Origin of the sequence: Enterococcus sp. AZ128 (genome assembly GCF_051714485.1) — a bacterium.
Taxonomy (GTDB): Bacteria; Bacillota; Bacilli; order Lactobacillales; family Enterococcaceae; genus Enterococcus_A.
Window position 1 is genome coordinate 958,068 of record NZ_JBIORZ010000001.1, and the last position, 22,344, is coordinate 980,411.

At 40.9% G+C, this 22,344-nt stretch carries 16 protein-coding genes; 10 read left to right on the forward strand and 6 right to left on the reverse strand.

Annotated elements, in window-relative coordinates:
* Positions 1-87: 87 nt before the first annotated feature.
* From IGI38_RS04790 to IGI38_RS04800, 3 genes are all read right to left on the reverse strand, one after another.
* Positions 88-1,440 carry an MATE family efflux transporter gene (locus IGI38_RS04790; RefSeq protein WP_438727315.1) on the reverse strand — a complete coding sequence of 451 codons (1,353 nt, stop codon included), beginning with the start codon at positions 1,438-1,440 and terminating at the stop codon, positions 88-90.
* A 204-nt stretch (positions 1,441-1,644) separates the two neighbouring features.
* On the reverse strand, positions 1,645-2,811 hold the full coding sequence (locus IGI38_RS04795) for an RtcB family protein (RefSeq protein ID WP_438727317.1): 1,167 nt from the start codon (positions 2,809-2,811) through the stop codon (positions 1,645-1,647).
* A 364-nt stretch (positions 2,812-3,175) separates the two neighbouring features.
* Positions 3,176-4,015, reverse strand: coding sequence for a MerR family DNA-binding transcriptional regulator (locus IGI38_RS04800; protein ID WP_438727320.1), 840 nt, complete (start codon positions 4,013-4,015; stop codon positions 3,176-3,178).
* A 76-nt stretch (positions 4,016-4,091) separates the two neighbouring features.
* On the opposite strand from IGI38_RS04800, the gene IGI38_RS04805 reads away from it, so the two are divergent.
* The 7 genes from IGI38_RS04805 to ilvA all read left to right on the forward strand — a co-directional run bounded on the left by IGI38_RS04805 (position 4,092) and on the right by ilvA (position 14,262).
* A complete protein-coding gene (locus IGI38_RS04805; RefSeq protein WP_438727322.1) occupies positions 4,092-5,834 on the forward strand; it encodes an ABC transporter ATP-binding protein in 1,743 nt (580 codons plus the stop codon).
* On the forward strand, positions 5,815-7,620 hold the full coding sequence (locus tag IGI38_RS04810; RefSeq protein ID WP_438727325.1) for an ABC transporter ATP-binding protein: 1,806 nt from the start codon (positions 5,815-5,817) through the stop codon (positions 7,618-7,620). The genes IGI38_RS04805 and IGI38_RS04810 overlap by 20 nt, the downstream gene beginning before the upstream one ends.
* A 439-nt stretch (positions 7,621-8,059) precedes the next feature.
* Positions 8,060-9,742, forward strand: a complete 1,683-nt coding sequence (ilvD, locus tag IGI38_RS04815) for a dihydroxy-acid dehydratase (protein ID WP_438727328.1) — start codon at positions 8,060-8,062, stop codon at positions 9,740-9,742.
* A 20-nt stretch (positions 9,743-9,762) separates the two neighbouring features.
* The gene (ilvB, locus tag IGI38_RS04820) at positions 9,763-11,460 is read left to right on the forward strand and encodes a biosynthetic-type acetolactate synthase large subunit (RefSeq protein ID WP_438730304.1); all 1,698 of its coding nucleotides are present in this window, start codon (positions 9,763-9,765) and stop codon (positions 11,458-11,460) included.
* Positions 11,461-11,937, forward strand: a complete 477-nt coding sequence (gene ilvN / locus IGI38_RS04825; protein WP_088932739.1) for an acetolactate synthase small subunit — start codon at positions 11,461-11,463, stop codon at positions 11,935-11,937.
* A gap of 59 nt (positions 11,938-11,996) precedes the next feature.
* A complete protein-coding gene (gene ilvC, locus IGI38_RS04830) occupies positions 11,997-12,992 on the forward strand; it encodes a ketol-acid reductoisomerase (protein ID WP_438727332.1) in 996 nt (331 codons plus the stop codon).
* A 13-nt stretch (positions 12,993-13,005) separates the two neighbouring features.
* On the forward strand, positions 13,006-14,262 hold the full coding sequence (ilvA, locus tag IGI38_RS04835; protein ID WP_438727334.1) for a threonine ammonia-lyase IlvA: 1,257 nt from the start codon (positions 13,006-13,008) through the stop codon (positions 14,260-14,262).
* Between the two features lie 45 nt (positions 14,263-14,307).
* Here the strand turns inward: ilvA and IGI38_RS04840 are convergent, their stop codons facing one another.
* The gene (locus IGI38_RS04840) at positions 14,308-14,559 is read right to left on the reverse strand and encodes a hypothetical protein (RefSeq protein ID WP_438727336.1); all 252 of its coding nucleotides are present in this window, start codon (positions 14,557-14,559) and stop codon (positions 14,308-14,310) included.
* 253 nt (positions 14,560-14,812) lie between these two features.
* Here IGI38_RS04840 and tuf point away from each other — a divergent pair, with 253 nt between their 5' ends.
* On the forward strand, positions 14,813-16,000 hold the full coding sequence (gene tuf, locus IGI38_RS04845) for an elongation factor Tu (protein ID WP_438727339.1): 1,188 nt from the start codon (positions 14,813-14,815) through the stop codon (positions 15,998-16,000).
* 114 nt (positions 16,001-16,114) lie between these two features.
* Positions 16,115-17,158: a glycerol dehydrogenase gene (locus IGI38_RS04850; RefSeq protein WP_438727342.1), complete on the forward strand. Its 1,044-nt coding sequence runs from the start codon at positions 16,115-16,117 to the stop codon at positions 17,156-17,158.
* Positions 17,159-17,179: 21 nt separating this feature from the next.
* Here the strand turns inward: IGI38_RS04850 and IGI38_RS04855 are convergent, their stop codons facing one another.
* Complete coding sequence (locus tag IGI38_RS04855) at positions 17,180-17,917, reverse strand: amino acid ABC transporter ATP-binding protein (RefSeq protein WP_438730307.1); 738 nt, start codon at positions 17,915-17,917, stop codon at positions 17,180-17,182.
* Between the two features lie 12 nt (positions 17,918-17,929).
* On the reverse strand, positions 17,930-20,092 hold the full coding sequence (locus IGI38_RS04860; RefSeq protein ID WP_438727345.1) for an amino acid ABC transporter substrate-binding protein/permease: 2,163 nt from the start codon (positions 20,090-20,092) through the stop codon (positions 17,930-17,932).
* A gap of 245 nt (positions 20,093-20,337) precedes the next feature.
* Between IGI38_RS04860 and uvrB the strand changes: the two genes are divergently transcribed.
* Positions 20,338-22,329: an excinuclease ABC subunit UvrB gene (gene uvrB / locus IGI38_RS04865; protein ID WP_438727347.1), complete on the forward strand. Its 1,992-nt coding sequence runs from the start codon at positions 20,338-20,340 to the stop codon at positions 22,327-22,329.
* The last annotated feature ends 15 nt before the right edge of the window (positions 22,330-22,344 follow it).

Consider the following 22,344-nt stretch of genomic DNA (forward strand, 5'->3'; position numbering starts at 1 on the left):
AGAACCTGTTATTAATTAAACGTTATTACCAAAAATATGATAGAAGAAACATCCGCTATCTTGATCTTCTGATAGCAGATGTCTCTTTTAAATATTATTTGAACTACTGGTTTTACTGATAGGAAGTTTAAGTTCTGTTCTAAACATCTTCTCTGACAGCAGAAAGTGGAGCACTTCGCCAGCAAAGAATGAGAGATAAATACCGACTTCACCGAAAATGAACGGTAGAATCAGCAAAAAGATTTGAATGAAACCAACGCAACGCAGGATCGATAGCAGAATCGCTTGCGTATTTTTTTCGGTAATTTGGAAATAGAGAATATTGATCAGGGTAATGCCGATCGGGAAAAAGGCCAAGAAATAGTAACGCATCATTTTAGCAGCCATAGCGGTCAATTCTGGGTTATTGGATACGAAAATTTTTGCTAAAGCCCCACCGAAGAAAAAGATCCCGATATAGATAATAGTTGTACAGACTAACGCTGTATGAGTAGCCAGCTTATGAATCTGTTCAACCTCACTATGGTTTTTCTTACCATAGTTGTAACTCATGATCGGCTGTGCCCCCTGAGTGAGACCGATCAGAACCATGTTGAAGATAGAACAAATGTACATCACGATGCTGTAATAGGAGACGCCAGTAGCGCCAATCCGACTTAGTAATACTAAGTTAAAGCTAAACGAGACGGCGGATTGACTGAATTCCATTAAGAAAGTAGGTAGTCCGCTGGTCATTAGCTGCTTGATGTCTGTTAGGTTCCAATATGGTTTTGTAATTTTTAACGTTCGTTTATCTTGCAGGAAATGAGTACAGAAGATCAAGAATGAGATCGTTTGACCAATCCCCGTGGCAATCGCAGCGCCAGCCATTCCCATTCCAAACACCATGATAAACAGATAATCTAAGACGACATTGACCACGGTACCGCTGATCGTACCAAAGAGTTCTCGTCGGGGAGCATTATCGTTACGAACGAAAATACTTAGTCCCAATCCTGGCATATAGATGATCCCGAATAAAGCGATCCACCAAATGTATTCTTTTGCATAAGGAAGGAGCTGGTCATTGGCACCGAGCAAACGGCAGGTGGTCGTGGTAAAGGTCAATACAAGAATGTTCAAAATTAACCCAATAGTCACAAGCAGGACCATACTTTGCAGGAAAATATTGTTTGCTTTGGACTTATCACCGCGACCACGATTTTTGGAAAACTGGTTGGCGCCTCCGATAGCGATCAGCATCGTGATAGCAATTTCCAGCATGATAAAAGGATAGACGATATTGATGGCGCCTAATCCCAATTCGCCAACGCCTTGCCCAACGAAAATACCATCAACGATATTGTAGAGCGACGAGACCACCATACCGATTACGGCAGGTATAGCAAAGCGGGCGAATTCTTTGCGGATAATGGGAGTGACGTGTCGAGTATTTGGCATATGAAACCTCCTAGATGACAGTAGCCAAACAAAAAAGGATAAGCGAATCCTTTTTTGCGATGACAATTCATCGTAAAAAAAATTTCGCTTATCCGGTATTTCCGATTACCTCCGCGTTCATCTAAAGTTTAGCAACTTTGAAAAGGCTAGTCAATTTTTATCGGAAAATATTTTTGATTTTCTATCGATTTAGAGGCTGGTTAATCAGCCTTTAAAATTATACAATGGTCGAACGATTTCTTTTACTTCCATTGTTTCATGCAGATCAGTCAGTATCTGTTTCTTTGATTTATATGCTTTGGGCGCTTCGTCCAGCGTTTTTTTAGATATAGAGGTCGACCAAACATGGCGCATCATATGCTGATAATTTTCGAGACTGATCGAGGCTCTAGCTTGCGAGCGACTCATCATCCGGCCAGCTCCATGGGGCCCGGATTGATTCCACTCGTCGTTGCCTTTTCCAACACCGATAATGGAACCATCCTTCATATTTAAGGGGACGATCATGTTTTCGTTTTTTCTGGCGGAAGCCGCACCTTTTCGCAAAATCATGTGTTCCAAGTCAATATAATTATGGGGACTGTCAAAGCTTTCAATGACCTGTTTTTCCCATTTCATGGCTTTTAAAATCGTCCGTGCCATACTTTGCCGATTGAGTGCAGCGTATTGTTGTGCGATCTGCATATCTGATAGGTAATTTTCCAAATCTTGATCGGATACATAAGATAAATCATAGGGAATCTTTATTTCATCCCGTTGCTGAATCAAATCTGCTTTTTCATCAGGATCATTCGCTGCTTTTGCTTGCAGTTTCAAATCTTGCCGCATTTGTGTCAGTTTTTGATAAGCGATTTCCTGATGGTATTCGGCGATCTCTTTGCCTAAAACGCGGCTGCCACTGTGGATGACCAAATAAAACCCATCACTGCCTTCGTTGACTTCGATGAAATGATTCCCGCCGCCTAATGTTCCCAAACTTCGTAGTGCCCAGCCGCGATGAATCGGCGCCTGAATTTTTTCTAAGGGAAAAGCATATTGAGGCTTGCTGTGAGAATGGTGCCCGCTGGGAATCCGATTACGAATCGTTCGATCCAGTTTATCAAAATTCAATTTGACGCTTTTTCTGATCTTAGTTACCGATAACCCGCAGCCGATGTCTACGCCGACAAGGTTAGGGACGACCTGATCCTTTATTGTCATCGTTGTTCCGATGACGCAGCTCGATCCGCTGTGAGTATCCGGCATGATCCGAATTTTAGCATCTTGCGTGAACTTCTGATTGCAAAGCGTCATAATTTGGCCAACAGTACTGTCAGTCAAGATATCTGTATAGACTGTTGCTGTATTGTATTTTCCTTTAATTGTTAACATATTTAATCCTCTCGTAGAGGAATAAATTATTCCTCTAATTAATTTTATAGTTCTCTGATTTCTTTCTTTTTCCACTCATAGGAAACACCTCCGTAATTTTTTCATGAACAATCAGGCACACAAAAAAACTGCCAATCGATATGATTGACAGTTCATCAAATAGGTCTTATTTACGAATACAGAGAGTCAATCGAAAAAGACACTCTGTCCGAATAAAACGAATCAAACAGATCAATCAATTGTATTTGGTTAGTCTTGTTAGTCTTAATCATCATACTCTCTCCTTTCCTTAAATTCTTTTCAATCTTATCATCACTATTATTCAACTGTCAAGGTTACTTGGCTTAATGGTCTCAACAATCATCTAGCACTTTTCCTTTGGTCTTACAGGTATCAGCACTTCAAAGACCTGATCCTCTGGATGTTCTGACGTTGTTTCATCCTGCCACAGTAGTTCCCAAATATCACCATTCAATTGTAAGTCGTTTTCTTTCAAATAATTTCTGAAGCGATTATTGAAAGTATTGATATGATGGATTTCATCCTTCATAAAGCCGGAAACATAATTGCCTGCTGGCCGCTGAACTACTCGCTGCTTGTCATAGAGGTGTAAGCGATCCTCTGGAATCTTTACTAAAGCGCGATAGGGAGCTGCATGAAAATTTTCTTGATAGAATGCAGAGCCATCTACTAAGAAACCGATGGGGTAGCCGCTGAACAAGTCGCTGCTATCCACTGAAGAATAGAATCGACCGTAAATTTGAACGGAGTCAATGCCATCAAAATTCTCGATCGTTTCGGAAATTACAAAGGACTCTGCTTCACGATGGGAAAGGGTGATCGATTCCAAGTCAAAGTTCTTTAACGTAGTGTAGCGTTCAATATAACTATCTAACGAACCACGAATGCTCTTCAATTTATTAATTTCTTCATCGACTTTTTGTCTTTGCCGCATAAAACCGTCCAATACATAATCCACGTTTCGGTTCTTCAAAAAAACATGAATATCTTCTAAGGAAACATCGAGATTTTTCAACAACAGAATGACATCCAACTCAAAATATTGATCAATGCCATAATAGCGATAGCCATTTTCACCGATTTTTGTTGGTTTGAAAAGGTCAATTTGGTCATAATAAATCAACGTTCGTCTACTGATACCAGCGTACTTTGCCATCTCACTGATCGTTAAAAGTTTTTTCATAAAAATCACCATTTTCTGCTTGACTGTAACGTTACGTTACACTTTATTCTAACATAGGAGAAGGAGGGAAAAAAAGATGAAACTATTCAAAATCTTTTTCAAAGAATATCAAAAGATGTTCTTAGGCACCTTCATCTTAATGATTGTGCAAGCTGTTGGAACACTGATGATTCCTTACTATGTTGCTGAAATTATTGATGAAGGTATTTTAACTCGAGATCAAGGAGCGATTTGGCGAAATGGTGCCCTCATGCTGGGAATAGCTGTGCTAACCGGGATCGTCTCAATCATCGCCAGTTATTATTCAGCAATTTTGGCTGGGCGCTTCGGCTATTTCTTACGGAAACAATTAGTCGATAAAACGCAGCAGCTTTCTATGGCTGATATGGACGAGTTCGGAACACCAACGTTACTTGCTCGAACTACCAGCGATATTACAAATATTCAGCAGATCATGATGATGGTCTTTCAGATGATCATACCGGCACCGTTAATCTGTCTGGCCTCGATCATTTTAACAGGAGCCATTTCTTGGCGATTTGTTTGGATTCCGATCGCAACAATTGTCTTGTTTTCAGTTGTATCACTATTAGTGATCAAAAAGGCCATTCCGTTAGCTGATGTAATGCAGCAACGAATGGACAAGATGATGCAGATTTTAAGAGAGTTTTATACGGGTGTCCGAGTTATTCGGGCATTTAATAAAACTGGCTTTGAAAAGAAGCGGACAGATAAAACATTTAGCAACTACTCGGAAGTAATGATCCGAGTCAATAAATTATTCGCTGTGTTGAACCCGACAGTCAATTTAGTGATGGGACTGGGAATGACCGCTGTATTGGCTTTCGGAGGAGTACTTGTGGTTCAAGGCAATGTACCGATTGGGAGCCTGACAGCAATCAGCGAGTACACGGTTTTAAGTTTATGGTTCTTAACGATGGCAGCGATGGTAATCGTGATGATTCCAAAGGGCTTGGCATCATTAGAACGGATCGGTGAAGTATTAGACAAAAAAGAAGAAATCGTTGATGGCTCAAAAGTTTCCTTCGAATTAAAAGAGGAGGCTCTGATTGCTGTTTTTGATCATGTAGATTTTGCATACAGCGGAGCTGAAGAGGCTGTTTTATCAGATATCCATTTTGAAATACCTAAAGGAGTTACAGCGATCGTCGGGGGAACTGGCTCAGGAAAAAGTACGATCGCTAAGGCTCTTTTACGTTTAAGAGACACGACCAAAGGCGAGATTCGCTTACTAGGCGAGCCAATTCAAAATGTCACTCAGGAAACACTAAGAGGCCGTATTAGTTACGTACCTCAAAAAGCATTCTTGTTCAGTGGAACAGTCAAAGATAATTTTCTCTTCGGGAATCCTCAAGCAACGGAAGAGGAAATAAAAGAAGCCGCTATGGTAGCACAGGCTGAAGAGTTTATTAACAACTTGGATGGTCAGTATGACGCTGTTGTTGCACAAAAGGGCAATAACTTCTCTGGTGGTCAGAAGCAACGATTGAGTATTGCAAGGGCGTTGATCAAACCAGCGGATCTGTATTTCTTTGATGACAGTTTTTCGGCTTTAGATTACCAAACCGATGCTAAGCTGCGGAAAGCATTAAAAAACTACCTGACAGACGCAGCGATCGTAATTGTTGCCCAACGACTTTCTACGATCAAGGACGCTGATCAAATCATTGTGTTGGAAGAAGGAAAAATCGTTGGTAGAGGTACACATGATCAATTACTTAAAACCTGTCATGTCTATCAAGAATTTGCCAAATCTCAAGGAATGGAGGGGAAGAAGCATGAGCATCAAGCAAGTTGATGAAAAAAAATTAGTTTCAGAAAAACCAAAAGATTTTAAAAAGACCGGAATTCGGCTATTCAAATTACTGATGGAACAGAAAAAACGTTTCATCGTGATTATTACTTCTGCTGTATGTTTCGCTACATTGATGGCGGTCACTCCTTTGATTTTAGGTTGGGGGTTGGATGCGATCATTACATTGATCCGAACAGGACAAGTAACTTTTGAAAATCTATCTGCTGCGTTGCTTCATCCAATACTTTTGCTTTTGTTAACTTGGGGCGGTGTCTCGTTGTTTTCATTGTTGCAGGAATACACAATGGCGAGTGTTGCTGAAACATTGACTTTGCGGTTGAGAAAGACCTTGACAGACAAATTGAATCGCTTACCGATGAAGTTTTTTGATCAATACAAAACTGGGGATGTTTTAACTAGAGCGACCCTCGACTTAGATAAAGTTTCGGAAGTTTTACAAGTGGGCTTGATGCAAATGATCTCAGCGTTCTTGTCGATCGTCATTGGTTTGGGCTTGATGATTTACTTGAGTCCATTGTTGACATTAGGGATCGTGGTTATTCTGCTGATCAGTCTCGTTTTGACTAATTATTTAGCACACAAAAACCAAGAATATTTTTCTGAAAACCAAGCAGCTCTAGGGGCCGTTGGAACGAAGGCAGAGGAAAACTATTCAGGAAACCTTTTGATTAAAGCCTATAATCGGCAAAAAGAAACAGCGGAAGAGCTAGATGAATTGAATGAAGCCCAATTTCAAGCCTTTAAAAAAGCGCAATTTGTCAGCTTTGCTATCAACCCGCTGATTCGTTTGATTAATCAGCTGGGCTTTGTGACTAGCGCAGTCGTCGGCGGGATCATGGTAATCAATGGTCAATTATCAATTGGTTTAGTTCAAGCTTATCTACAATATGTGAACCAAGTTTCTGAACCTATCACTCAAGTTTCATATGTGATCAATAGTTTGCAGAGTGCATTTGCTGCCCTAGAACGAATTTTTGAAATTCTAGATCAAGATGAAGAAAAAGAAGAAATGATGAGCGTCTCTGTTCCGGAAGAACTCCGAGGCGAGGTAACCTTTAAACACGTTGCTTTTGGTTATACACCAGAACGTCTTTTGATGGAAGATGTAAACTTTAAAGTGAAGCCAAAGCAAATGGTAGCAATTGTAGGTCCAACAGGTGCGGGGAAAACAACGATGATCAACTTGTTGATGCGTTTCTACGAATTGACTGGCGGACAAATCGAAGTTGACGGCAAAAATATCAGCCATTTTTCACGTGCATCAATTCGCCAGAAATTCGGAATGGTCTTGCAAGATACGTGGCTATTTGAAGGAACTGTGGCGGAAAACATCGCTTATGGTAATCCAGATGCTACTAGACAAGAAATTGTTCAAGCAGCAAAGGATGCACAGTGTCATCATTTTATTCGGACGCTTCCGAACGGTTACGATACGATTATTTCCTCAGACGGCAGTCAGATTTCTCAAGGCCAACAACAGTTGTTGACGATCGCTCGAGCGATTTTAGCCAATCCGCAGTTGTTGATTTTAGACGAAGCGACTTCCAGTGTAGATACACGTACAGAGGGCATGATCCAACAGGCAATGGATCAATTAACAGCTGAACGAACTAGTTTTGTGATCGCTCACCGTCTATCTACCATTAAAAATGCTGATTTAATCTTGGTGATGAGAGACGGCTCGATTATTGAGCAGGGAAGCCACCGCAGTTTGATGGAAAAAGGCGATTTTTATGCGAACCTTTATAACAGCCAATTCGCTGGATAAGCTCGACAATCATTGTCGGGCTTTTCTTTTCATTAAATCTGTATTAAATTCATTTATTAAAACTTAGCCTTCTCCAAACAGTGGATCATCAGTTCAGTAAACCAAATTTTAAGCAATCCTATTCCTATAAGAAAAAAACCAAAAAATCACTAAGTTAGAAAATATTCTGAAAATTCATTGACTTTTAATCTTATGAAATGTATAGTATAAAAAAATGATTAAGAAATTATTAGAAAAAACAAGGAGCCGATTTCTATGCGCAAGAGTAAATACAATAATTTTGATGGTATCGTCTTATTAATTATTGAGTCCAGGACTTAGAACGCGGAGAAGCAACAACCGTTAGTTTGAGTCCTATTTGCGTTAGAAATGGGATTCTTGCAAGAGCATCCCATTTATTGATGGGATGCTCTTTTTTTGAATGTAGGGAGATGTGACTATGAGAAGTGATCAGATTAAAAAAGGAATTGACGCAGCACCTGCCAGAAGCTTGTTATATGCTACTGGCCAAGTAAAAAATATCCATGATATGGATAAGCCATTTATTGCTATTTGTAATTCTTATATTGATATTGTACCAGGACATGTCCACCTACGAGAACTAGCTGATGTGGCAAAAGAAGCGATTCGTGAAGCAGGAGGAATTCCTTTCGAATTCAATACAATTGGCGTGGACGATGGAATCGCGATGGGGCACATTGGGATGCGCTATTCATTACCCAGTCGTGAATTGATTGCTGATGCAGCAGAAACGGTTATCAATGCTCATTGGTTTGACGGAGTATTTTATATTCCCAACTGTGACAAAATTACACCGGGGATGATCATGGCAGCTGTCAGAACGAATGTTCCTTCGATCTTTTGTTCAGGCGGTCCGATGAAGGCTGGGATTGACCCACGTGGTCACCAAACGACTCTTTCTTCTATGTTTGAAGCAGTTGGCTCCTTTAAAGAAGGGCAAATGTCTAAAGAAGATTTTTTGTTTATGGAACAAAATGCCTGTCCAACCTGTGGTTCATGTGCTGGAATGTTCACTGCAAACTCTATGAACTGTTTATTAGAAATCTTAGGGTTGGCATTACCTGGGAACGGGACAGTTTTGGCAGTCTCTGATGAACGGCGTGAACTGGTTCGAGAATCAGCGAAACATTTGATGGAACTGGTAAAAAAACAGATCAAGCCGCGGGATATCGTTACAAAGGAAGCCATCGATGATGCATTCGCATTAGACATGGCGATGGGCGGATCAACGAATACTGTTCTTCACACATTAGCGATTGCGAATGAAGCGGAGATTGACTACAATCAGTCGGACATCAATGAAATTGCGAAAAGAGTGCCTTATCTTTCAAAAATTGCTCCTTCTTCTAGCTATTCCATGCATGATGTTCATGAAGCGGGCGGGGTACCAGCAATCATCAATGAGTTAGTTTCAATTGATGGAGCGATCCACGCTGATCGGATAACAGTAACGAGTAAGACGCTACGTGAGAATGTCGCCTTAGCTAAAATCATGAATGAAGAAGTGATTCATCCGAAGAGCGATCCTTACAGTCCAGTCGGCGGTCTCTCAATTCTGTATGGAAATATCGCACCGGAGGGCAGTGTAATCAAAGTCGGTGGTGTTGATCCAAGTATCAAAGTTTTTAAAGGGAAAGCGATTTGTTTCGCTTCTCATGATGAAGCAGTAGAAGCCATTGATAATCATACCGTTACAAAAGGACACGTCGTAGTGATTCGCTATGAAGGGCCAAAGGGCGGACCGGGAATGCCGGAAATGCTAGCACCTACATCCAGTATCGTAGGTCGCGGTTTAGGTAAGGATGTTGCGTTAATCACGGATGGACGTTTCTCTGGTGCCACGCGGGGAATCGCTGTTGGACACGTTTCACCAGAAGCGGCGGCGGGCGGACCAATCGCCTTGGTTAATGATGGTGACGAGATTACGATCGATTTGACGAATCGTACATTAAACGTCAATGTGTCGGCAGATGAATTAATGAAGCGGCGAGAAAACTTAACGAAATTTCAGCCGAAAGTCAAAAAAGGCTGGTTGGCACGTTACTCAGCAATGGTCACGTCTGCACATACTGGCGGGGTCATGAAATTGCCTGAAGAATAGGGGGAATAGGGGTGGAAGAAATGAAGCAAAAAGTGGAAGCTGAACACCTATATAGCGGAGCAGATTTATTAATTAAATGTTTGGAAAATCAAGGAGTTGAATTGATTTTTGGGTATCCTGGTGGTTCTGTCTTACCACTGTATGACTCACTTTATGATGAATCTATTCCGAACATTCTTACACGTCATGAACAAGGAGCAGTCCATGCTGCAGAAGGGTATGCAAAAGCTACAGGAAAACCTGGAGTTGTGATTGTCACTAGTGGCCCAGGTGCGACGAATGTCGTGACTGGAATTGCGGACGCGATGATTGATTCTGTTCCGCTAATTGTAATTACTGGTCAAGTAACGACACCCGGGATCGGAAAGGATGCTTTCCAAGAGGCTGATATGTTAGGGATCACCGTACCGATTACAAAAAATAATTATCAAGTTCGCGACATTGAGGAGCTTCCGCGTATCGTTAATGAAGCATTTCATATTGCCACGACAGGTCGAAAAGGTCCAGTTTTGATCGATTTGCCGAAAGATATTACGACGTTGAAAGCAAATCCAAGAATTGATAAGCCGGTTCATTTAGAAAGCTATCAACCGACAACAACGCCATCAGCATTACAAATCGAACGTTTGATGGGCTTATTGAAAAAAGCTAAGAAACCAATTCTTTTAATCGGTGGCGGAGTTGTTGCTGCGGATGGAGTAGAAGAATTACGCCAATTCGTTAAAAAATACCAATTACCAACGGTTAGTACGTTGTTAGGATTAGGTCTTTTGCCTCATGATGATCCGAATTTTCTCGGAATGGGCGGGATGCATGGTACTTTTGCAGCGAATATGGCGATGATGGAAACGGATCTATTGATCAATGTCGGCAGCCGCTTTGATGATCGGTTGGCTTGTTCGCCGGAAGCCTTTGCGCCTCATGCGAAGGTGGCGCATATCGACGTAGATCCAGTAGAGATCGGCAAAATCATTAAGACCGATGTTCCAATCGTTGGTGATGCTAAAATCGCCTTACAACAAATGTTGTCAATTGAGATTGCCTCACCTGATTGTCAAGAATGGCGAGAGCTTTGCGAAGAACGCAAGCAAAAATATCCATTGAAATATGAGCGGCATGAAAAAATCATCAAGCCACAAGAAGTAGTTGAGATCATCGGAAAGATAACAGAAGGAAAGTCATATGTCGTGACAGATGTAGGTCAACATCAGATGTGGGCGGCGCAGTATTATCCTTTCAAATTTCCGAAACAATTGATTACTAGCGGCGGACTTGGAACAATGGGCTATGGAATACCGGCCGGAGTTGGAGTAAAGTTCGGGAAACCGGATGAGTCAGTTGTTGTCTTTGTTGGAGATGGCGGCTTCCAGATGACCAATCAAGAATTGGCGATCTTGAACCAAAACAATTTGGATATCAAGTTTGTTTTGATGAATAATCAGTCATTAGGTATGGTTCGGCAATGGCAGGAGAAATTCTTTAATGAACGTCGCTCGCAATCTGTTTTTCACGAGCAGCCTGATTTTATGAAAATGGCTGAGGCTTATGGAATCGGCAACAAGAAAATCACCGATCCAGCTACTTTGGAAAAAGAGTTGCAGGAAGCTTTTGCTACATCGGGACCGATGTTGATCGAGGTCATGATCTGCAATCGAGAACACGTATTACCAATGATTCCGGCTGGAATGCCGAATGATCAGATGTTGGGAGTTGATTAAATGAGACGGATGATTACAGCAATGGTGCATGACCAAGCGGGGGTACTCAGCCGAATCACGAGTGTCTTGAATCGCCGGCAAGTGAACATGGATAGTGTTTCTGTCGGACGAACGGAGAGGGACGGCGAGTCGCGTATGACGATTATTATTCAGGCCGAAACTTTAGCCGATGTCGAACAAGTTACTAAACAACTAAATAAACAAATCGATGTCGTCAAAGTTTCTGATGTGACAGATGAACCTCATTTAGAAAGAGAGCTGGCCTTGATCAAAGTCAGCGCACCAGCAGCGATTCGTTCTGAGATTCAGGCAATGATCGATCCATTTCGCGCCGATGTGGTGGATGTGGGCTTAAAAACGATTGTGGTACAAGTTGCTGGATCGACAGAAAAGGTCAATGCATGTATCGATGTACTCAGGCCTTATGGGATCAAACAATTAGCACGAACCGGTGTAACCGGATTTAGTAGAGGTTAAACGCAAAATTAACATATGATTTTGCTATTAATATAGTTTAAAAAATTGGAGGAAAAATTATGGTTAAAGTTTATTATGATGATGCAGTAGCGAAGGATGCTTTAGAAGGAAAAACAATCGCGGTAGTGGGCTATGGTTCTCAAGGACACGCTCATGCGCAAAATCTTAGAGATACAGGTCACCAAGTTGTGATCGGTATTCGAGAAGGAAAATCCGCTGAGGCTGCTCGCGAAGACGGGTTTGAAGTGCTCCCTGTAGGAGAAGCGACTAAGAAAGCCGAAGTAGTCATGATTTTAGCTCCAGATGAAATCCAAGGTACTTTATATGAAAACGAAATCGCACCAAACTTAAAAGAAGGCGATGCTTTGGTATTCGCTCACGGATTTAACATTCATTTTGATGTTATCAACCCACCAAAAAACGTGGATGTATTCTTAGTTGCTCCTAAAGGCCCAGGTCATTTAGTTCGTCGCACCTTTACTGAAGGTTTCGCGGTACCTGCCCTATTTGCCGTTTATCAAGACGCAACAGGAACTGCTCAAGAGTTGGCGTTGTCTTATGCTAAGGGAATCGGCGCTACACGAGTAGGTGTCTTGGAAACAACCTTCAAAGAAGAAACAGAAACAGATTTATTTGGTGAACAAGCAGTACTTTGCGGCGGTTTGACAAGTATGATCGAAGCTGGCTTTGAAACGTTAGTTGAAGCAGGTTACCAACCTGAATTAGCTTATTTTGAAGTTTGTCACGAAATGAAATTAATTGTTGACTTGATTTATGAAGGCGGATTTGCGAAAATGCGTGACTCAATCTCTAACACCGCTGAATACGGCGACTATGTTTCTGGCCCTCGTGTGATCACTGAAACAGCCAAAGCGGGCATGAAGGAAGTCTTGACGGATATCCAAAATGGTAAATTTGCCAAAGGCTTTATCGATGATAATAAAAATGGCTTCCCTGAATTCAAGAAGATGCGCGCCGAAAGTGCCGGCCATCAAATTGAAGAAGTCGGCGGCGAATTACGTAAAATGATGCCATTTGTAAGTCGCAAAGACTAGTGGAGGTGCAGCGATGGACTTGATCAAAGATACCGAGGTTCGCAGTGCTTATCAATTACTGAAGGACTCTGTAAATCATACGCCGTTGCAATATGATCGTTATTTGTCTGAAAAATATCAGGCGACCATTTTATTAAAACGGGAAGATTTGCAGAAAGTTCGCTCATTTAAACTACGCGGAGCCTATTATGCTATCAAGAAACTTTCAGAGACAGAATTAAAAAAAGGTGTGGTTTGTGCGAGTGCCGGAAATCATGCACAGGGAGTTGCATATACCTGTCATGAATTGAAAGCGAAGGCAGCGATCTTTATGCCAACTACTACACCACAACAAAAAGTTTCCCAAGTAAAATTCTTCGGTGGTGAGTTTGCGGATATTCATTTAGTTGGCGATACCTTTGATGCTTCTGCTGCTGCCGCGAGGAAATACTGTGAAGAAAACGGCATGACCTTTATTGATCCTTTCAATGACAAAAATATCATTGCAGGACAAGGAACCTTAGCCTTAGAAATGATGACTGATGCAGAAAGCGAAGGCTACAAACCAGATTACGTAATTTCAGCCATCGGCGGCGGCGGATTAATCAGCGGTGTCTCATCTTATGTGAAAAATACTTCGCCGACTACTAAAATAATTGGAGTCGAACCTAAAGGCGCGGCTTCGATGCAAGCGGCTTTTGAAGAAGAGCAACCAACCAAATTACTTGAGATTGATAAATTTGTTGACGGTGCGGCAGTTCAACGAGTTGGTGAGATTACCTATTCGCATAGCAAAGAGTATGTAGATGAATTAATGTCTGTCGATGAAGGTTTGATCTGTTCAACAATTCTAGATTTATACGGTAAACAAGCGATCGTGGTTGAACCCGCTGGCGCATTGAGCGTTGCCGCATTGGATCTAATGAAAGACAATATCAAAGGTAAGACTGTAATTTGTATCATTAGTGGCGGAAACAATGACATTAATCGAATGGCCGAGATTGAGGAACGCTCTTTGATTTACGAAGGGCTGAAACATTACTTTGTGGTGAACTTCCCGCAACGTCCGGGCGCTCTAAAAGAATTTGTATCAGAAGTTTTAGGTGAAGGAGACGATATTACTCGTTTTGAATACACCAAGAAGAGCAATCGTGGAACTGGACCAGTAGTGATTGGCGTGTTGTTGAAGAAGCCAGAAACACTGCCAGAATTATTGAAACGTTTGAAGGAATTCGATTCAACCTATATTGAATTGAGTCAAAACAAAACGTTGTACAATTTATTAGTGTAACCAAGAAGTGCCCGACAGGACCTAACTGTCGAGCACTTTTTTTGCTTAATAAGGAATCACAACGATCCAGTTCGGAAAGTTTTCAATCTGTAATTCTTTCAACTTCAAATCGGAATGCTCGATAATGATTGAAGAGCTATCGTAATTTTCCTGAAAATATTCTTTGATCTGTTTATCTGTCCATTGGCGTGCTGGAAAATGATGAAAAGTTTTTCCATTATACATAAATACAAAACCAACATTCCATGCTTTTCTCAACTCACGTGGAAACTGCTGGATCTTTTCTTCAAAAAGCATTTGATCAACTCCTTATTCGTCTTTCTAATCCATTTAAATGAAATTTAAAGAACCTTTTTACTATTATCACTCAAATGAATTTTATCGTCCAGTAAGTAAGAGACAAATTATTTGGAGTTTGACCAATTCTGATGTATTATAATTTCGGATAGTTACTTACTAAAAGTAAAAGTGTAAATCTTTTTCATTTAACCAAAAATGTTTTACACTGTATCCGTAAGAATTTTTACACTTTTTAGGAGGTTTGTTTATTATGGCAAAAGAACATTACGATAGAAGTAAACCACACGTTAATATTGGTACCATCGGTCACGTCGATCACGGTAAAACGACATTAACGGCAGCAATCACAACGGTATTAGGCAAGAAAGGTCTAGCAAACCCTCAAGACTATGCTAGTATCGATGCTGCACCAGAAGAACGTGAACGCGGAATAACTATCAATACCGCACACGTTGAATATGAAACTGAAAAACGCCACTATGCCCATATTGATGCTCCAGGGCACGCGGACTATGTGAAGAATATGATTACCGGTGCGGCTCAAATGGATGGTGCGATCTTAGTAGTATCTGCTACTGATGGACCAATGCCGCAAACGCGTGAACACATTTTGTTATCACGCCAAGTAGGTGTTAAGCATTTGATCGTCTTCTTAAACAAAGTCGACTTAGTTGATGATGAAGAATTGATCGATTTAGTTGAAATGGAAGTTCGCGAGTTGCTTTCTGAATATGGTTTCCCTGGTGATGACATTCCTGTTCTTAAAGGTTCTGCTTTGAAAGCATTAGAAGGCGATCCTGAACAAGAACAAGTAATCATGGACTTGATGGACACAGTTGATGAATATATCCCAACACCGGAACGTGACAATGACAAACCATTCTTGTTACCAGTAGAAGATGTCTTTTCAATCACAGGACGTGGTACTGTAGCATCAGGTCGGATCGATCGTGGGGAAGTCAAAGTCGGAGACGAAATTGAAATCATCGGGATCAAACCTGAAGTTCAAAAAGCAATCGTAACTGGACTTGAAATGTTCCGTAAGACATTGGATTATGGAGAAGCCGGCGATAACGTTGGGGTTCTATTACGTGGGATTACACGTGATGAAATCGAACGTGGCCAAGTTTTAGCTAAGCCAGGTTCAATTACACCACATACAAAATTCAGTGCAGAAGTTTATGTATTGACGAAAGAAGAAGGCGGTCGTCATACGCCATTCTTCAACAACTATCGTCCACAATTCTACTTCCGTACGACAGACGTTACCGGTAATATCGTGTTGCCAGAGGGAACCGAAATGGTAATGCCTGGCGATAACGTAACGATCGACGTTGAATTGATCCATCCGATCGCTGTAGAAAAAGGAACAACTTTCTCTATTCGTGAAGGCGGACGTACCGTTGGTTCAGGTATCGTCACTGAAATCGAAGCATAGTTCAGCTTTAAGAAGCACGCAGTGGAAAATCCCGCTGCGTGCTTTTTCTTTCGGTGCCTTGCCACAAGTCTATTTGATTGCTATGATCATTTAAAATGGTTAGAAGGAGCAAATATGGAAAAAATTTTTGTCAGTCCAATGACATATTGTCAGGGAAAAGATGTTTTACGAAATCATTTAAACGATATCCTAGCTTTCGGTCAAAAAGGATTGTTAGTAACTGATAGTTTCATTTTTCAGATGATTGGTGAGCGGTTGCAAAAAGATTTGATTGATCAGGGTGGAAAAGTTGATGTGTGGCTAGTTGAAGAGAAAAGAAGTGTTGGAAATTTTGATTATGTAATTGCTTTAGGAGGTGGCCGAGCGATTGATTTAGGCAAAGGGCTGGCTTTTGAGACAAATAGCCGATGTATCGTTATTCCAACATCGGCCACAACAGATGCGCCGACCTCACGGATTTCTGTACAATATAAGGACGGATATTTTGAAAAATATAACTATTATCCTCAAAGTCCCGACCTCGTACTAGTAGATACGGAGATCTTGATCAAAAGTCCGGTTCAATTATTAATTGCTGGAATCGCTGATGGGTTGTCGACCTCGATTGAAGCAAGAACTGTTCGTGAAAATTCTGGTGTAAACACGTTAGGGGCTGTGCCAACGATAGCCGCAGAAGCAATTGCAGAAAAATGTCGGGAAGTTCTATTAGAATTTGCGGAAGCAGCAGTGGAGGCTAACAAAGCACAGGAAATTACACCAGCTTTTGAAGCTGTCGTAGAGGCCAATACTTTATTGAGCGGAATTGGTTTTGAATCTGGAGGACTGAGCATTGCTCATGCTCTGCATAATGCGATGGTCAGCGTATGGGGCGGAGAGATCAAAGGGAGCCATGGGCAAATGATTGCTTTAACGACCTTACAACAATTGCGAATTGAAGGACGAGAAGACGAGCTTGCGCAATATCGAATCTTGTATACAAAATTGGAGCTGCCGATCACCTATGAAGATCTGTCCATTTTTCCATCAGCAGATGAACTACAGCAAGTCGTAAATCTCGCTTTTTCACCGGAGGATGGCATCATTCGAAGTCACTCCCCCGCAACAAAAGAGGAAGTTTACAGAACACTATTAACATTCAGAAAAACCCGTGAAATCTAAAATGATTTCACGGGTTTCGTGTTAGATATTCAATACTTTATTTAAGAAGTCTTGCGTTCTTGGATTGTGCGGGTTATTAAAGACTTGTTCTGGTGTACCGTCTTCCAAAATTTTTCCGCCATCGGTAAAAATTACACGGTCTGCCACTTCTTTGGCGAAGCCCATTTCGTGAGTAACGATCACCATGGTCATTCCTTGTAGCGCTAAGTCCTTCATAACTTTAAGAACATCTCCGACCATTTCAGGATCGAGAGCAGAAGTTGGTTCATCGAATAACATGACATCAGGATTCATTGCTAACGCACGAGCAATCGCCACACGTTGTTTTTGACCGCCGGAAAGGCTATCAGGATAATCATTTTTCTTCTCAGCCAACCCTACCTGTGTCAGCAATTCAACGCCGCGCTTGTTAGCCGCTTCTTTTGATTCACCTTTCAGATCAAGAGGAGCCAAGGTAATGTTTTCTAAAACGGTAAGGTGAGGGAACAAATTGAAATGTTGAAATACCATACCGATATGTTGCCTCACTAAGTTGATGTCCGTGTGTTTATCTGTCAAATCTTGTCCATCAATAATGATTTCCCCAGAAGTTGGTTCTTCCAGATGGTTCATACAGCGTAAAAAAGTACTTTTTCCTGAACCAGAAGGGCCGATGATACAAACAACTTCACCTTCACTGATCGTAATATTCAAGTCATTCAAAACAGTGTTGTCACCAAATTTTTTTACCAAATGATTTACGACAATTTTTTTATCCATCTTATTTTCCATCTATTTCACCTTCTTATCTAAACGGTTCGCTAACTTAGTCAAGATCGTGATCAAGATTAAGTACATGATCGCGATGATCAAGTAGACATAAGAACTTTGTGTGGTTCGTGCCACAATGATTTTACCTGTTTGCAGTAATTCTACTACACCGATTGCTGATATGATTGTTGTATCTTTCAAACTGATAACGAATTGGTTGATGAAAGAAGGAATCATGATCTTCACAGCTTGTGGCAAAATAATTTTCTGCATCGTACGGTTATATGATAAACCTAAGCTTCGCGAGGCTTCCATTTGACCAACTGGAACAGCATTGATACCGCCGCGTACGATTTCAGCAATATAAGCACTAGCATTCAAAGTCAGCGTGATGATACCTGCTGCAAAATCAGGTATCTTGATTCCCGTAATACCTGGTAGACCGAAGAAAATGAAGAAGGCCAGCACCATCATTGGAATCCCACGAATAATATCAATATAGACACCAGCAAGGGTACGTAACCCACGAACTGGAGAAACACGGAACAATCCGAAAATTACTCCTAAGACTAATGCTAAAGCAAACGACACTAACGCTAACACAATCGTTTTCCATAAGCCGTCTAATAATGATTTATAGTTATTTTTCAATAAACCAGTGATCGTTGATTCATCAACAGCATCTTTCTTTTCTTCTTTGCCTGAGCTAATGTACTTATTGATGATTTTGTCGTACTCACCAGTACGTTTCATTTCTTTTAAGCCTTCAGTAAACATCTCACGAAGTTCAGCGTTTTGTCCTTTTTTTACAGCAAAACCATATTCTCCACCAACTTCACGTTTGATCGGTGTTTTCAAATCTTGTCCTTGATTTACGGCATAACCGATAACAGGATAGTCATCCATCATAGCGTCGATTGAGCCGACTTTCAATGCATCGTATAATTGATCGGCTGCGTCAAAACTTTTGATCGTATAGCCATATTCCTTTTTATGCGACTCAAGGAAATCGGCGCTTTCAGTACCAACTTTTGCCCCAACTGTTTTTCCTTTTAAATCTTTGTATGCTTTGATATCTTTATTGTCTTTGGCAACCGCCAATTGAATTCCACTTTGGAAGTAAGGATCAGAAAAATCATAATTTGCTCTTCGTTCATCTGTAATTGTCATTCCTGCGATCATGCCGTCTGCTTGACCAGATTCCAATGCCTGCATCGCAGAAGAAAAACCGATGTATTTCATATCCAGTTTAAAGCCTTGTAATTCAGCCGCTCGCTGTAATAGATCAACGTCGATTCCTTTATATTTGCCATCGCTGTCTTTATATTCAAAAGGCGCAAAGGCTGAATCACTAGCTACGACGTAAACATCCTTTTTAGGTTCAATTTTTTTCATTTCCTCTGAGACAGAGCTGTCTCCAGAACCAGTAGAAATATATTCACTAACGATTTTCTCGTAAGTGCCGTTTTTCTTTAAAGCTTTAAGACCTTGATTGAATTTCTTCAATAATTCTTTATTTTCGCCCTTTTTAACTGCGAAGCCATAAGAACTGCCTTTTTCTGGATCACCGACTAGCTTGAAGGGTTGACCGTTTGTAACGGCGTAACCTAAAACGGGATAGTCGTCAAAAATTGCTTCAACATTCCCGTTGGTTAATGCGTTATACATAGCGTCAGCGGCTTCGTATTGTTTGATTTCATAACCGTACTTATCTTTGTTCTTATCTAAGAAAGTAGCACTTTCAGTACCGATTTTTGCGGCGACTGTTTTACCTTTTAGGTCTTTGTAGTCTTTGATATTCTTGTTATCGTTTTTTACTGCCATTTGAATTCCACTGTCAAAATAGGGTTCAGAAAAATCAAACGTCTTTTTACGTTCGTCCGTAATGCTCATCCCAGCAATCATCCCGTCTAGCTGATCTGATTGAACACCTTGAATGGAGCTGTCAAATCCTAAAGGACGTAAATCAATTTTAAAGTCCTGATCCTTCGCGATCTGATTAAGCAAATCCACATCAATTCCGACATACTCACCGTCTGAATTTTGAAATTCAAATGGAGCGAAAGTCAGATCCGTTCCTATCTTATATGTTTTTTCCGCGGCGTGAGTCTTGCTCGCAAAGCCAAGTGTGAAGAGACTTGCCATTAAGAAAACAACGAGTGGGAATAATTTGTTTTTTCTCATACTAATCCTCCTAATTACTTATCATTTGTTTATTATATGTTAGCCTAAGGATAAAATACAAGTAGCTTCATTGTTCAATCGAAAAAAAGCAAAATTTTTGTAACATGGTATGTAACGAAACCTAACATAGATGTTTTTAAGAAGTTTTGATGCTAAGAATAAAAAATGGCGAAAATATGTTCGGTATGCTATAATTTTGGAATGGAAAATCTTTGTATATTCAATTATAAAAGGGGGATTTTTGTGTGATTGAAAGAGTAACGGACAATGAGTTCGACCTTCATTCAAAATATCAGCCTGCTGGTGATCAGCCTGAGGCCATTCAACAGCTTGCCGAAGGAATCGTCGATGGAAAAAAAGCGCAAATACTTTTAGGAGCTACCGGTACAGGGAAAACTTATACAATTTCCAATGTCATCAAAGAAGTCAATAAGCCAACCTTGATAATTGCCCATAATAAAACGTTAGCGGGGCAATTATATGGTGAGTTTAAAGAATTCTTTCCTAACAATGCGGTGGAGTATTTTGTTAGCTACTATGATTACTATCAACCTGAAGCTTATGTGCCTTCTAGTGATACGTATATCGAAAAGGATTCGAGTATTAATGATGAGATTGACAAACTGCGACATTCAGCAACTAGTTCGTTGCTTGAAAGAAACGATGTTATTGTTGTCGCTTCTGTCTCATGTATCTTCGGATTGGGTTCACCGAAGGAATACATGGAACAAGTACTATCCTTACGAGTAGGGATGGAAATGGATCGTAACCAGTTATTACGTAATCTGATTGACATTCAATTTGAAAGAAACGATATTGATTTTCAACGTGGACGTTTTCGTGTTCGTGGTGATGTAGTGGAAATTTTCCCCGCGTCACGAGATGAACGCGCTTTGCGTGTCGAGTTTTTTGGTGATGAAATTGAGCGGATTCGTGAGGTTGATGCTTTAACCGGAGAAATTACAGGCGAAACAGAACATGTAGCAATCTTTCCAGCTACTCACTTCTTAACCAACGAGGACCATATGGAAGTTGCTATCAGCAATATCCAGAAAGAACTCGAGGAGCGGCTTGAAATTCTTCGTAATGATAATAAATTGTTAGAAGCGCAGCGTTTGGAACAACGAACCAACTATGATATTGAGATGTTGCGCGAGATGGGGTATACATCAGGGATTGAAAACTATTCGCGCCATATGGATGGTCGTAAAGAAGGGGAACCGCCTTATACGCTGATTGATTTCTTTCCGGATGATTTTTTGATGGTGATTGATGAATCTCACGTAACGATGCCGCAGGTTCGCGGTATGTACAATGGTGACCGTGCTCGTAAGCAGATGCTTGTTGATTATGGTTTCCGTTTACCGTCGGCTTTAGATAATCGCCCATTGAAATTGGAAGAATTTGAAGAACGTGTCAATCAGATCATCTATGCTTCAGCAACACCTGGACCTTATGAGCACGAGAAAACAAATAGAGTAATCGAACAAATTATTCGGCCAACAGGTTTGCTGGATCCAATCGTTGATGTTCGACCTATTATGGGACAAATAGATGATTTGGTCGGTGAGATTAATGAGCGTTCTGAACGAAATGAGCGTGTGTTTGTCACGACCTTAACGAAGAAAATGTCGGAAGACTTGACTGATTACTTCAAAGAGTTAGGGATTAAAGTTAAGTACTTGCATAGTGATATCAAAACACTAGAACGAACAGAGATCATCCGAGATTTGCGCTTGGGTAAGTTTGATGTTCTGGTCGGAATCAATTTGCTGCGAGAAGGAATCGATGTCCCAGAAGTTTCGCTAGTTGCGATCTTAGATGCCGATAAAGAAGGTTTCTTGCGGAGTGAGCGCTCACTCGTCCAAACAATCGGTCGAGCTGCACGAAACTCTGAAGGTAAAGTTATCATGTATGCTGATAAAGTGACGGATTCTATGCAGCGAGCAATGGACGAGACTGCTCGGAGACGCGGTATTCAACAGCAATATAATGAAGAACACGGTCTTGTACCTACCACGATTATTAAAGAAATCCGTGATCTGATCTCAATCAGTAAAGTGGCTGAAGATACTGGAGCTTATGAAACTACTTCTTATGAAGAGCTTTCTAAAGAAGAGAAGAAAGAGCTTATTGCTAAGATGGAAGACGAGATGCGTGAAGCTGCGAAAACATTGGATTTCGAAACCGCTGCGACATTACGCGATACTATCTTAGAACTAAAAGCAGCAGAGTAATTTAGTTCGAATTAA

Bases quoted from the DNA above. Each gene is read 5' to 3' on its own strand.
- tuf (WP_438727339.1), top strand. From the start codon at position 14,813: ATGGCAAAAGAACATTACGATAGAAGTAAACCACACGTTAATATTGGT.
- ilvC (WP_438727332.1), top strand. From the start codon at position 11,997: ATGGTTAAAGTTTATTATGATGATGCAGTAGCGAAGGATGCTTTAGAA.
- ilvA (WP_438727334.1), top strand. From the start codon at position 13,006: ATGGACTTGATCAAAGATACCGAGGTTCGCAGTGCTTATCAATTACTG.
- IGI38_RS04810 (WP_438727325.1), top strand. From the start codon at position 5,815: ATGAGCATCAAGCAAGTTGATGAAAAAAAATTAGTTTCAGAAAAACCA.
- IGI38_RS04800 (WP_438727320.1), bottom strand. From the start codon at position 4,015: ATGAAAAAACTTTTAACGATCAGTGAGATGGCAAAGTACGCTGGTATC.
- IGI38_RS04850 (WP_438727342.1), top strand. From the start codon at position 16,115: ATGGAAAAAATTTTTGTCAGTCCAATGACATATTGTCAGGGAAAAGAT.
- ilvD (WP_438727328.1), top strand. From the start codon at position 8,060: ATGAGAAGTGATCAGATTAAAAAAGGAATTGACGCAGCACCTGCCAGA.
- ilvN (WP_088932739.1), top strand. From the start codon at position 11,461: ATGAGACGGATGATTACAGCAATGGTGCATGACCAAGCGGGGGTACTC.
- IGI38_RS04805 (WP_438727322.1), top strand. From the start codon at position 4,092: ATGAAACTATTCAAAATCTTTTTCAAAGAATATCAAAAGATGTTCTTA.
- IGI38_RS04840 (WP_438727336.1), bottom strand. From the start codon at position 14,559: ATGCTTTTTGAAGAAAAGATCCAGCAGTTTCCACGTGAGTTGAGAAAA.
- IGI38_RS04855 (WP_438730307.1), bottom strand. From the start codon at position 17,917: ATGGATAAAAAAATTGTCGTAAATCATTTGGTAAAAAAATTTGGTGAC.
- ilvB (WP_438730304.1), top strand. From the start codon at position 9,763: ATGAAGCAAAAAGTGGAAGCTGAACACCTATATAGCGGAGCAGATTTA.
- IGI38_RS04860 (WP_438727345.1), bottom strand. From the start codon at position 20,092: ATGAGAAAAAACAAATTATTCCCACTCGTTGTTTTCTTAATGGCAAGT.
- IGI38_RS04795 (WP_438727317.1), bottom strand. From the start codon at position 2,811: ATGTTAACAATTAAAGGAAAATACAATACAGCAACAGTCTATACAGAT.
- IGI38_RS04790 (WP_438727315.1), bottom strand. From the start codon at position 1,440: ATGCCAAATACTCGACACGTCACTCCCATTATCCGCAAAGAATTCGCC.